Origin of the sequence: Pseudobutyrivibrio sp. OR37, assembly GCF_900113655.1 — a bacterium.
GTDB lineage: Bacteria > Bacillota > Clostridia > Lachnospirales > Lachnospiraceae > Pseudobutyrivibrio.
Genome location: NZ_FOQF01000015.1, coordinates 70,373 through 82,494 on the forward strand (window position 1 = coordinate 70,373; position 12,122 = coordinate 82,494).

General features: G+C 40.3%; 11 protein-coding genes. All 11 read right to left on the reverse strand.

Going from position 1 to position 12,122, the window contains the following annotated elements:
* Positions 1-27: 27 nt before the first annotated feature.
* The 11 genes from BM097_RS08920 to BM097_RS08970 all read right to left on the reverse strand — a co-directional run bounded on the left by BM097_RS08920 (position 28) and on the right by BM097_RS08970 (position 11,775).
* Complete coding sequence (locus BM097_RS08920) at positions 28-585, reverse strand: GtrA family protein (protein ID WP_090548240.1); 558 nt, start codon at positions 583-585, stop codon at positions 28-30.
* A 133-nt stretch (positions 586-718) separates the two neighbouring features.
* Positions 719-3,079 (reverse strand): glycoside hydrolase family 3 C-terminal domain-containing protein, encoded by a 2,361-nt coding sequence (locus tag BM097_RS08925; protein ID WP_090548243.1) that lies wholly within the window; start codon positions 3,077-3,079, stop codon positions 719-721.
* A 312-nt stretch (positions 3,080-3,391) separates the two neighbouring features.
* Positions 3,392-4,750, reverse strand: a complete 1,359-nt coding sequence (locus BM097_RS08930; protein WP_090548246.1) for an ATP-binding protein — start codon at positions 4,748-4,750, stop codon at positions 3,392-3,394.
* A 14-nt stretch (positions 4,751-4,764) separates the two neighbouring features.
* Positions 4,765-5,469, reverse strand: coding sequence for a LytR/AlgR family response regulator transcription factor (locus BM097_RS08935; protein ID WP_090548268.1), 705 nt, complete (start codon positions 5,467-5,469; stop codon positions 4,765-4,767).
* Positions 5,470-5,567: 98 nt separating this feature from the next.
* Complete coding sequence (gene cysK, locus BM097_RS08940) at positions 5,568-6,500, reverse strand: cysteine synthase A (RefSeq protein WP_090548249.1); 933 nt, start codon at positions 6,498-6,500, stop codon at positions 5,568-5,570.
* Between the two features lie 143 nt (positions 6,501-6,643).
* Entirely contained in the window at positions 6,644-7,978 is a 1,335-nt protein-coding gene (locus BM097_RS08945) for an O-acetylhomoserine aminocarboxypropyltransferase/cysteine synthase family protein (protein WP_090548252.1), read from the reverse strand.
* A gap of 159 nt (positions 7,979-8,137) precedes the next feature.
* Complete coding sequence (locus BM097_RS08950) at positions 8,138-8,878, reverse strand: amino acid ABC transporter ATP-binding protein (RefSeq protein WP_090548254.1); 741 nt, start codon at positions 8,876-8,878, stop codon at positions 8,138-8,140.
* A complete protein-coding gene (locus BM097_RS08955) occupies positions 8,878-9,552 on the reverse strand; it encodes an amino acid ABC transporter permease (RefSeq protein WP_090548257.1) in 675 nt (224 codons plus the stop codon). The genes BM097_RS08950 and BM097_RS08955 overlap by 1 nt, the downstream gene beginning before the upstream one ends.
* A complete protein-coding gene (locus BM097_RS08960) occupies positions 9,533-10,192 on the reverse strand; it encodes an amino acid ABC transporter permease (RefSeq protein ID WP_090548260.1) in 660 nt (219 codons plus the stop codon). The genes BM097_RS08955 and BM097_RS08960 overlap by 20 nt, the downstream gene beginning before the upstream one ends.
* A gap of 55 nt (positions 10,193-10,247) precedes the next feature.
* The gene (locus tag BM097_RS08965; protein ID WP_090548262.1) at positions 10,248-11,138 is read right to left on the reverse strand and encodes a transporter substrate-binding domain-containing protein; all 891 of its coding nucleotides are present in this window, start codon (positions 11,136-11,138) and stop codon (positions 10,248-10,250) included.
* 19 nt (positions 11,139-11,157) lie between these two features.
* Positions 11,158-11,775: a GDSL-type esterase/lipase family protein gene (locus tag BM097_RS08970; RefSeq protein WP_090548265.1), complete on the reverse strand. Its 618-nt coding sequence runs from the start codon at positions 11,773-11,775 to the stop codon at positions 11,158-11,160.
* Positions 11,776-12,122 lie beyond the last annotated feature (347 nt).

Genomic DNA, 12,122 nt, shown 5'->3' on the forward strand with positions numbered 1-12,122 from the left:
CCTATTAACTCTTCATTAATAGTAAATTTATCTCATATCGGCTTTTGGGGTTTCTGGGAAGATAATCTTGTTCACGAAGAAGAAGACTACCATAGAAACTCCGCCGTTGAGTACTGTTGTTCCGATGTTGTAAACAAATGCAGGAACGAACTTACCAGCTACTGCAACCCAAATACAGTTGATTGAGTTTACGATGCAAGTGATTACGATGAATGCAAGAATGTACCATGCAATCTGCTTGCCAGCTTTGTCGTGGTTACGGAATACTACAAGCTTCTGAATTGGGAAGTTGATAACCTCGCCGATTACCATGGCAATCATGTATGCTGTGAAGTAAGCAAGACCACCGTGTGCCTGGTCGTAACCTAAGATGTTCCACTGGAATGTTTCACCAGCGATTGTAAGTGGAATACCTGGCCAGCCGAAAGTTCTGTCTCCTAAGAATGCAAAAGCTGCAGGTAAAAATGTAAGTAACAAATACTTGAATACTGTGATTAAGTTACTTACGATTACGAATAAACCACCCTCGCGAACCCACTTAGCAACTGCAGGGTGCTTCTCTACAAAATTATTCCAAAAATTCATTTTCATTCTCCTTTAGTCTCTCGCTTGTTACGCTTACAATCATTTATATTTCCTTTGTCGACTAGGATGTCTCCTGCAGAAATATAAATAATTGTTAGCTACAAGCTATCTTTAGGTTTGGATTTATAACTGTTTATTCCTTATGATTTAAACGTGCTTCGTATTTTTTGTTTGCGCGGGCGTTTCTGAAGAAGCCACCGATTACGCCGCCAAGGCCACGGAAGAAGTGTCCATTGGCAATCTTTACAATGCTTTCTACCATATCACGGCTTACCATTCCGCCTGACATCTTACAAATTGCTCTGAAAGGCATGTTGTAGATGAACATTGTGTTAAGATCAGGTACGCCCTTTTCATAAGATTTATCAAGGTTGTTCTTAAGTACCTTGTAAACTAATCTGCAAATTCCGCTCTTTGCATCCTTCATCTGGCAAAGGGCATCGTTGATATCAAGTGGTCCAACCTTTTCCTCTGGAAGTGGAGCTGCGTAAAGCTTTTCGAACTCTTCGTAGTGAACGTTTCTAACCTTTCCTGTTTTGTAGCTTGGAAGGCTTTCGATATCGTAAGGCAATTCTGTGATTGTGCCCTTCTTTGTGATTCTGCCTGTAAGCTCGATATCACGAACGTTTCCACCTACGTAAATCTGATACTCGCCATCTTCGATTTCCCAGTTGTTGCTTACAGTTGAGAAATAACGGAATGACTTGTCATCAAATGGAATCTCTACATCTACTGATTCGCCAGCCTTAATCCAAACCTTTTTGAAGCCCTTAAGTTCCTTCTTAGGACGGATAAGACCTGATTCAGACTTACCAATGTACATCTGAGCGATTTCAGCGCCGTCGCGATTTCCTGTATTTTTAATAGTAAATTTAATACCCTCTTCTGATACTGAAAGTGCTGAGTATTCGAATGTTGTGTAGCTTAAGCCGTATCCGAATGGGAACTGAACTGCCACATCAGCTGTATCGTAATAACGATATCCGATGAATGGTCCCTCGCGATACTGGAGGTTTCTCTTATCTGTGTTTGCATAATTTACGATTGAGCAATCTGTATATGCGAATGGATAAGACTCTGAAAGCTTACCTGTTGGGATTTCCTTTCCAACGATGATATCAAGAACTGCTGATGCGCCAGCCTGTCCTGTTAAATATCCGTGAAGTAAAGCCTGTAAGTTGCCAAGCCATGGCATCTTTACTGATGAACCAGCACTCATAACACCGATGATGTGCTTGTTGTAAACTGTAAGCTCCTCAAGCTCCTTTATCTGATACTCAGGCACATCGATTGACATTCTGTCTGCGCCTTCGCTTTCAGCGATTTCATCTAATCCGAAGAAGAATAAAACTACATCTGCCTTCTCTGGATCATCTGTTACGTTTAAGTCATAGTTTGCAATCTGCTCTCTTATTGTCTCAACCTTTGTTGAGTTAACCTGTGAACTACCAGAACCCTGGTAACGTGGCTTATCAACAAATGGTCCGCGTAAGCAAACTGTTGTACCTGCCTTAAGTGGAAGGATATCTTCATCATTCTTAAGAAGCACTGCTGAGTTAACAGCTGCCTTTTTAGCAATCGCGTGGTGTGCTTCCTTATCGAATCCCTTAGTATGGTCATTCTCCTTGAAGTAGATAGCTGCTTCTATAATAGGAAGAATTGCCTTGTCGATTTCCTCTTCTGTGATGCGTCCTTCGCCTTCTGTAGCTGCCTTGATAAGCTCTCTTGCTGAATCAAGACCAGGATTTGGCATCTCAACGTTTGACTGGCACTTAACACCTGCAACATGGTCGTTACTAGCACCCCAGTCTGTAACAACGATACCGTCAAATCCCCACTCTTCTCTAAGGATATCTACAAGAAGATGCTTGTTCTCGTTTGCATACTGACCGTTAACCTCGTTGTAGGCTGACATGATTGTCTTTGCCCCGCCTTCCTTAACAGCGATTTCGAATGCTGTAAGGTAAATCTCACGAAGTGTACGCTCATCAACAACAGCGTTCATAGCCATTCTGCGGTACTCGCGAGAGTTAACTGCAAAATGCTTTGGGCAAGAATAAACATGCTTGCTCTGAATACCTCTTACATAAGCAGCTGCCATCTTACCTGCAAGGATTGGATCTTCGCTGAAATACTCAAAGTTACGACCACAAAGTGGAGAGCGTTTCATATTAAGACCAGGTCCAAGTAACACATCTACGTTCTGTGCCACTGCTTCTTCACCAAGAGCTGCACCGATTTCTTCGCCAAGGCTAGGATCCCAGCTGTTAGCAACTGTTGCTGCTGTTGGGAAGCATGTAGCTGGAAGTGATGCGTTAAGTCCTAAATGATCACCAGCGCCTTCCTGACGACGTAACCCGTGAGGGCCATCAGAAAAAGTAATTGACTGTATCCCCAAGCGTGGAATATCACGTGACTCCCACTCATTCTTACCGCTTAAAAGTGCGGCCTTCTCCATCAATGTAAGCTTTGAAATTATTTCTTTAGCGTCCATCTATATCCTCCATTTAATCTATGGCTAGCCGTTAGTCCGCCTGTTACGCTAACAAGCATTATATTTCTACGGTCGACAGCACGTCTCCCTTAAGAAATATAAGAGCTTGTTAGCTACAGGCTCGTTGGCCGACTCAGACTCATTGACTGGCTCAGGCTCATCGGCTTACCGTTCTTAACCATTTCTGATATTAATCTACCACGATATAAAAAAAACAAGCTGTCCCGAAGGACAACTTGTCAAAAATCCGTGATAACTTGCATTTACCCTCATCAGTCACCTGCGGTGACAGCTTCCCCCAGAGGGGGAAGCCTACTTCTTATTGCTGAGAAGGACCTTTACCTTGAACCAACCATCTTCGTAGCTTACGTTCATGGCGCCGCCGTATTTTTCGGCTACCTGGCCTATGGATTTCAGGCCGAAGCCGTGCTTTACGTTATCTTTTTTAGTTGTGCGAGGCAGATTATCGTTTTTGAAGATTCGCCTCTTTTCACTTTTTCTAAGCTTTACATTATCACTATCAGAATAGTTTTCGCATTCTATTATAATGAATTGATTACGTGAACGAACTGACAGGGTGATTAATCTTTTGTCTTTATCTTCTACCTGCTGGGTTGCCTCGATGGCATTATCAAGGACATTACCAAATAATGAACAGATATCCTTAACGTGAATGCCGGAAAGCAGATCTCCATCTATCATGGCATTAAGAGTGATGTTCTTTTTCTCACACTGAAGACTTTTGGTGGTGAGGATAACATCCAAAACCTTGTTTCCTGTGTTCATAAAGGATTCTTGGATGGCGATTGCCTGCTCCATGTCCTCTAACACTTCAGCACGTCTTGCTGGATTATCCTCTTCCTTTAACGCCATTACGTAATGCTTCATATCATGCATTTCCTTGCGCAAGGCCTCGGAATTATCGACCGCCAGCTTGTACTGCTCGTACTGCTTTTGGAACAGCTGATTGATGGCATCATTTTCATTTTTAGCTGCCATCTCGTTACGGCGGCCCATTTCTGTCATCAGCATCAGCATTCCTCCGAAATCAACCAATGTTCTAACATATAGCATATTTTCAGAAGCTGAAAACGGTGTCTTTTGCGTAACAAAGCTTAGATTGGACATGATGAAAGCGCCGATACCGGTAACGATGACGCTAGTTAATTCCTTCGTCTTAATATTAAGATTTCTGTTAGGTGAAAAATTGCCCTTTTCAAAATTATGATAAGCAATAAAGGTTATCGTATATACGATACACATTACAACCACCGATTCTGTAAAATCATCCACATTCGAAAAATAAACGCACCATACATAAAGCTGTATGTAAAGTGAGGCAGCAAATTCTGCCAAAACAAATGCGTGAGTAGTGATAACTCCACAATCCTTAGGCTTGATATCAAGCACATAATATAATGAAAAATACATCAGACCAACTGCACCAATCATACTTGGAATCCAAAATTCCAAAGGAAGAAGTCCTGCAATGAATTGATATAAAACCTGCATAAAAAGTGTTCCTATGCACTGAAAAACATAAACCTTGTCGTGGCGTCTTCTTTTATAAATATTGAAATAAACAAAAACCGCTAGCCATTCAGCAATAGCGGTAAAAAGTCGCGGTGTATCCTGTAATTTAACTGGGTCTAAAAAAGCTTGTAAATCCATTTTAATCTCCTAGTTTATAGAATGTCCTCTGTAAGGGCTGCCATGAATTCCTTTTTTCTGGCTCTACTAATAGGAAGCGCTACTCCGTTTGTAAGTAACACCTCTTCCTTCTGCACTGCCTCAACCCTTGAAAGATTAACGATGTATGCGTTATGGCATTTGCTAAAGCCATGCTCCATAAGCATCTCATCAAATCTCTTAAGCGGTCCAGCAGTAGTATAGTCCTGTTCATCGGTATGAATGATTACATTGTTACGCTGGCTTTCAATATATGAAATGGTGTCGCAATCCAGCTTAATCTGCTTGTCATCCACAGAAACCTTCACATACACATGCTGCTTTTTAGCATTTACTCTGGTGATGGCCTTGTCAAAAAGCTGCTCAAACTGAGTGTAAGGAACAGGCTTAAGGACGTACCCTAATGCATCAACAGCATAGCCCTGAACAGCATACTGCACTGTGGAAGTGATAAAGATAATGATAACATCAGAATCTACCTTACGAATTTTCTCTGCTGCTGCCATTCCATCCAAATGCTTCATCTGAATATCCAGCAGGATAATATCAAACTGGCCCTTATAATCATCTACAAGGTCAATTCCATCACTAAGATGTGTGATGTTAAAGGGCTGCTTTGTGGAATTTCCATATTTATTTATATAATTTTTCAAAAGCTCAGCTTGGCTAAGCTCATCCTCAACAATACATATACTAATCATGACTATAAAATAATACAAAAATTGGTTGTGCGCAAGTAGGTGATGCTTCTATTCAAAAAACAGCCAGAGCTCTATGCCCTGGCTGTCTAAAATCTAAATTATTCTGTAAATAATGGTGTTGAATAGTAGCGGTCTCCTGAATCTGGAAGAAGTGCTACGATTGTCTTACCCTTGTTTTCTGGGCGCTTTGCAAGTTCGATTGCACCATGAAGTGCTGCGCCAGATGAAATACCTACTGAGATACCTTCCTTTTTAGCAAGAAGCTTTGCTGCTGCAAATGCATCTGCACTGTCTGCCTGGTATACTTCATCATAAATCTTTGTATTAAGAACGTCTGGCACGAAGCCGGCACCGATACCCTGAATCTTATGAGCACCTGCACGTCCCTCTGAAAGAACTGGAGAATCCTTTGGCTCAAGAGCAACTACCTTTACTTTTGGATTCTGGCTCTTAAGATATTCACCAACACCTGTAACTGTTCCACCTGTACCTACACCAGCGATGAAGATATCCACATTTCCGTCTGTATCTTTCCAAATTTCAGGACCTGTTGTTGAACGATGTGCTGCTGAGTTTGCAGGATTAACAAACTGACCTGGGATGAAGCTTCCTTCGATTTCTTTAGCAAGCTCTTCTGCCTTGGCAATAGCACCCTTCATACCCTGTGCACCTTCAGTAAGAACGATTTCTGCGCCGTATGCCTTAAGAATATTTCTACGTTCTACTGACATTGTTTCTGGCATTGTAAGAATTGCACGATATCCCTTTGCTGCTGCGATAGCTGCAAGACCAATACCTGTATTACCACTTGTTGGCTCGATGATTACAGAGCCTTCCTTTAATAATCCCTTTTCCTCTGCATCTTCAATCATTGCTAGAGCAACTCTGTCCTTTACAGAACCAGCTGGATTGAAATACTCAAGCTTAACTAACACTGTAGCCTCTAAGCCGAGCTCCTTTTCAATATTTGTAACCTCAACAAGTGGAGTATTTCCGATTAATTCACTTGCTCCCTTATATATCTTTGACATTTCAATATCCTCCTGTTTTTTTAATAATATAGTCCGCCTGTTACGCTAACAAGCATTATATTTCTACGGTCGACAGCACGTCTCCCTTAAGAAATATAATAGCTTGTTAACTACAGGCTCATTTAAATCTCATTTAAAACTTATTATACAGCATTCGCCGATTTTTCTGCATTAAAAATTCCATCAATCTTTTCGTCGTCGATTGCTGCAAAGCCCTTCTCAAGGTCTTCGATAATATCATCGATGTGCTCTGTACCAATTGATAGACGAATTGTGCTTTGAGTAATTCCCTGGTCGATAAGCTCTTCTTCTGTGAGCTGTGAGTGAGTAGTTGTTGCTGGGTGAATTACAAGACTCTTAACATCTGCAACATTTGCAAGAATTGAGAAGATTTCAAGATTATCAATAAACTTGTAAGCCTCTTCCTTGCCACCCTTTATCTCGAATGTAAAGATGCTACCGCCATCCTTAGGGAAATATTTCTTGTAAAGCTCATGGTCTGGATGATCCTCAAGTGATGGATGATTTACATGAGCTACCTTTGGATGATTCTTAAGGAACTCTACCACCTTCTTTGTGTTTTCTGCATGTCTGTCGAGACGTAGAGGCAATGTCTCAATTCCCTGCAAAAGGAGGAATGCGTTAAATGGAGAGATTGTTGCCCCTGTGTCTCTAAGAAGAATTGCCCTAATATAAGTCACAAATGCCGCAGGTCCGGCCACCTCAGCAAATGATACGCCATGATAGCTAGGGTTTGCTTCTGCAATATTTGGATATTTTCTTGATGATTTCCAATCGTATTTTCCAGCCTCAACGATAACACCACCAAGTGTTGTTCCATGTCCACCGAAGAACTTTGTAGCTGAATGAACAACGATATCTGCACCGTGTTCAATTGGACGAACCCAATAAGCAGCTCCAAATGTGTTATCTACAACAAGTGGAAGATTTGCTTCATGAGCAATCTTTGCAATAGCATCGATATCTGGAATATCACTGTTTGGATTTCCAAGTGTCTCTAAGTAGATAGCTCTTGTATTATCCTGGATAGCATTTCTTACTTCATCAAGGTTGTGAGCATCTACAAATGTTGTAGAAACACCATACTGTGTAAGAGTATGTGCAAGTAGATTGTAGCTGCCACCGTAGATAGTCTTCTGGGCTACGATATGTCCGCCGTTTGCTGCAAGTGCCTGAATAGTATAAGTGATTGCTGCTGCGCCAGATGCAACTGCAAGTGCTGCCGAGCCGCCCTCAAGTGCTGCCACTCTTGCTTCTAAAACTCCCTGTGTAGAATTTGTAAGTCTTCCATATATATTACCTGCATCTGCAAGACCAAAGCGGTCAGCTGCATGCTGAGAATCTCTAAACACATAAGATGTTGTCTGATAAATAGGTACTGCTCTTGCATCAGATGCTGGATCTGGATTTTCCTGACCTACATGAAGTGCTAATGTTTCAAATCTATAGTTGCTCATATACGTTTCCTCCTTTTATTTCCCTTTTATTTTTCGTTTGTTTTTTAAGATGAGATTATAATATACGTTATTACCTACTAGGTCAATAGGTTTTATAATTGCCAAAAATTATAGCTGGCTATTAATTTGATTTATAACCAGCCTGATTTGTTTATTATTCTATTCATAAGCAAATGTTTTCAAAAATTTACGGGCTCTTTCAGTGGAAGGCTTGATGAAAAAGCTTTTTGCATCATTGCTCTCTTCCACAATTTCCCCCTTGTCTAAAAATATTATTCTATCTGCAATAGCTCTTGCAAACGACATCTCATGGGTAACTATCAGCATAGTTGAACCAGCCTTTGCAAGAGAAAGCATTGTCTCTAATACCTCATGCACCATCTCTGGATCAAGTGCAGCTGTAACCTCATCAAATAATAAAATATCAGGATGCATAAGAAGTGCGCGAACGATTGCTACTCGTTGCTTTTGTCCACCTGAAAGTTGTCTTGGATAATAATCCTTTTTATCAACAAGTCCTACCTTATCCAATAACTCAAGGGCTTCCTTGATAGCTTCATCCTTTGAACGCTTCTGCACCTTCATTGGCGCAAGAATTATGTTTTCAAGGACCGTCTTATGTGGGAAGAGCTCATAAGATTGAAATACCATTCCTATTTTTTGTCTAAGCTTAGTAATCTCTCTTTTACCAGCTTCGACAGGAAGTCCATCCACCACTATCACACCATCCTGAATTTCCTCTAGCCCATTAAGACACCTCAGAAAAGTACTCTTTCCACAGCCAGATGGACCTATGATAACCACAACCTCGCCCTTTTTCACAGATAGGTTTATGTCTTTTAATACAACATTATCTCCAAATTTTTTTTGTAAATGTGTAACCTTTAATAATTCGCTCATTACGCCCACCTTTTCTCTAAATAAATTGCAAGCCTGCTGATAGGCCAGCAAACTATGAAATATAATAAGAACACCACTGCAAATACTCCAAAGGCTGCGTTAGGTGATACCTTTCTGTTAGCCTCGATTATCTGCTGTGCCACCTTTAAAACCTCAACAATTCCAATCATCATTACAAGAGATGTAGTTTTAATCATTCTTGTAATCAGATTTATAGAAAGTGGAATCAGCCTTCTAATTGTCTGTGGTAGTATGATGTAAAAGTACGTCTGCTTTTTATCCATGCCAAGCGCGTATGCAGATTCAAACTGAATCTTTGGAATGCTTTTTATAGAGCCTCTTACCAAATCTCCCATTTCTGCAATGCCCCAAAAGCTAAATACGAATATAGCGGAGGCCTCTGCAGTAATATCCCAGCCAAAAATTCTTGTTGTTCCGAAATATACAATGAATAGCAGTACCATTTGTGGCATAATTCTTACCACTTCAAGATAGATTTTCAAAATAGCCTTTAGCCATAGCTTGTTAAGTGTCATCAAAACACCCACCAGCAATCCAAATACAATACTGATTGCAACTGATACAAGGCTGATTTCTACTGACACCCACAGTCCCTGTAAAAGTCTAAAAAAATTGGTGCCTTTAAATAAAACATCAATCCCCAAATTGGCCATAGCGCATCCTCCTTTCTACAAATGCTCCAAGTATTGAAACTGGAAGAAGCATTATCAAATAGAAAACTACAAGAAGGAATAAGCACTCGATAGTCTTTGCGTACATTCCTATTAAATCCTTTGCAGTAAACATCAAATCCATCAGACTGATTGTGGAAAATACTGATGTTTCCTTTAAAAGGAAAATGACATTTGCAAGAAGTCCTGGTACGCTCATTGAAATAGCCTGAGGTAAAATCACATGTATAAATGTCTGCTCCTTTGTCATGCCAAGGCTTAATGCGCTTTCTGTCTGAATTACTGGGATTGATTCTAATCCACTTCTGATTGTCTCTATCATGTAGGCGCCGCCAAGCATTCCTAAGCCAAGGACGCCACAGGTTTCTGCTGTAATCTTTATTCCCACCTTTGGCAGGGCAAAATAGATAAAAAATAATTGCACTAAAAGTGGGGTGTTTCTGAAAATTTCAATATATATTCCGGTGATAACCTTAAGGACTGGGATTCTAAAATGAAGAATGGCAGCGCCAGCTAGTCCAAGGACCAAGCTAAGAAGTATGCCCTGCCATCCAATCTTCATTGTAAGAATAAGTGCGTCCTTATATAGTGGAATATAACTTTTAAGAATATCTATATCCATCACTAAATAAATAGCCTTTCAATTATTGTACTTTTCCACCATCTAATCTGATGAATTATTGCTCTACTACTAAAGTATCTTCATACTCTGCACCGTATGTATCAATAAGAGTTGCCTCATAATCAGCGTGGAAGAACTGTTCTGATCCAAGAGCCTTTAACTCATCATTGAGCCATGTAAGAAGTGTTTCATTGCCCTTTGTTACAGCTGGAGCAATAGTATCATTATCACCAAGTGATGGGATACCAACTGTGTAGCCCTCATTTTCTATCGCAAATGCGATAACCTCTGTGTTATCATTTGCCCATGCTACACCATTACCATTTTCAAAGGCTGTCTTTGCCTCAGCGTATGCATCATACTTCTGAAGCTTGATATCTGGATAATTCTTTGTAAGATAAGTCTCTGCTGTTGTTCCAGAAATTACAATCACCTGATCATCTGCCCCAATATCATCAAGACTTTCAATTACTGCATCTGATGGAGATACTACGCCAAGCGCAACATTCATATATGGAAGTGCAAAATCTACCTCTTCTGCTCTTTCCTCTGTCACGGTAAAGTTTGCAAGAATAATGTCTACCTTTCCAGTCTGAAGATATTCGATTCTGTTGGCTGCCTCTGTTGATACATAATTAATCTTTACTCCAAGATCCTCGCCAAGTCTTTCGGCTAAATAAACATCATAGCCAGCATAGTCACCATTTTCATCTACATACCCAAATGGGCTTTTGTCCGAAAAAACACCGATATTGATTGTGCCGCTCTCTTTGATTTCATCTAATGTTCTAAAGCCTGATGCATCTGCTTTGGCAGAAGTCTCAGTTGTAGTTTTATCTGAAGCAGCTGCTGTATCATTATTTGAGCCGCATGCTGTAAGTGTAGTTGCTGTAAGCGCTGTAATAAGTAATCCACTTGTTAATCTGTTAAATAATTTGTTTCTCATTTTATTTGTCCTCTTTCATTTATATTTTTATCAATTTCTCAATTGCCCCCGCAAGATTCCTATGGCTCTTATCATCCATATGCTCTTGATCCAATTCTGAAGGCTCCGCCACATCAGATGCTGCCAAAAACTTACAATCATATTCCTCGGCGAGCTTCTTGAAGACCGCCTTCAATTCCTTGGAGGTAACCACAGAGTTTTCATTAAATTCAGGGTCATATTCCTTCATCCAAACCTTTTCACCCAAGTGAATAGGTGATACTAAGATGATATCCATATCTTTTTTATATGCTCTAATTTGTCTAAGAAGGATTTCAATCCCTCTACCAATCACGGTAGAGGAGGCATTATAAATTGATTTACAATCGTTCGTTCCAAGCATAAGCACTACTGTATCGATTGGATAATGTGACTCTAAGAAAACCGGTAAGTAAAGAGAACCATTCCTACCAATACGCGTGCTATCTTCAAAAACAGTGGTTCTTCCGCAAAGGCCTTCCTCAACGATTCTGTAATCTTCCACTCCTAGTCTTTTAGAAAGAATCCCTGTCCATCTGACATTGCTAGAATATCTATCACCATTATCTGGTCTTAATCCGTATGTATTTGAATCACCAAAACATAAGATGTTTTTCATGTGTTACCTCCTACTATTAGTATTAGTCATAGTCATTCTTTACCTTTTCTATAGGTTCGACTATGCTGTTTAAGGTACTGTGGATTGGTTTTCGCCTCCTACCGCATAGACGGTTTACGAAAGGCTCCAACCACAGTCTCTTTGTTTATTTGTTAATCAGTTAGTTACCGCATGACGGTTTATCAAGAAGTAGGTTACGATTGCAAGGAGCCCTGTGGATCTGAAACAGTATCAATACTATTATTAGGGAGGTCCTATATGATCTATGTAGGAATTGATGTCGCTAAAGACAAACACGATTGCATTATCAAGAACTCTGTTGGGGAAGTTGTTTTCAAAACATTCAC

What these genes read in the sequence shown, in the direction of transcription:
- BM097_RS08920 (WP_090548240.1), bottom strand. Translation starts at nt 585, where the DNA reads ATGAATTTTTGGAATAATTTTGTAGAGAAGCACCCTGCAGTTGCTAAG.
- BM097_RS08965 (WP_090548262.1), bottom strand. Translation starts at nt 11,138, where the DNA reads ATGAGAAACAAATTATTTAACAGATTAACAAGTGGATTACTTATTACA.
- BM097_RS08930 (WP_090548246.1), bottom strand. Translation starts at nt 4,750, where the DNA reads ATGGATTTACAAGCTTTTTTAGACCCAGTTAAATTACAGGATACACCG.
- BM097_RS08950 (WP_090548254.1), bottom strand. Translation starts at nt 8,878, where the DNA reads ATGAGCGAATTATTAAAGGTTACACATTTACAAAAAAAATTTGGAGAT.
- cysK (WP_090548249.1), bottom strand. Translation starts at nt 6,500, where the DNA reads ATGTCAAAGATATATAAGGGAGCAAGTGAATTAATCGGAAATACTCCA.
- BM097_RS08955 (WP_090548257.1), bottom strand. Translation starts at nt 9,552, where the DNA reads ATGGCCAATTTGGGGATTGATGTTTTATTTAAAGGCACCAATTTTTTT.
- BM097_RS08935 (WP_090548268.1), bottom strand. Translation starts at nt 5,469, where the DNA reads ATGATTAGTATATGTATTGTTGAGGATGAGCTTAGCCAAGCTGAGCTT.
- BM097_RS08945 (WP_090548252.1), bottom strand. Translation starts at nt 7,978, where the DNA reads ATGAGCAACTATAGATTTGAAACATTAGCACTTCATGTAGGTCAGGAA.
- BM097_RS08970 (WP_090548265.1), bottom strand. Translation starts at nt 11,775, where the DNA reads ATGAAAAACATCTTATGTTTTGGTGATTCAAATACATACGGATTAAGA.
- BM097_RS08925 (WP_090548243.1), bottom strand. Translation starts at nt 3,079, where the DNA reads ATGGACGCTAAAGAAATAATTTCAAAGCTTACATTGATGGAGAAGGCC.
- BM097_RS08960 (WP_090548260.1), bottom strand. Translation starts at nt 10,192, where the DNA reads ATGGATATAGATATTCTTAAAAGTTATATTCCACTATATAAGGACGCA.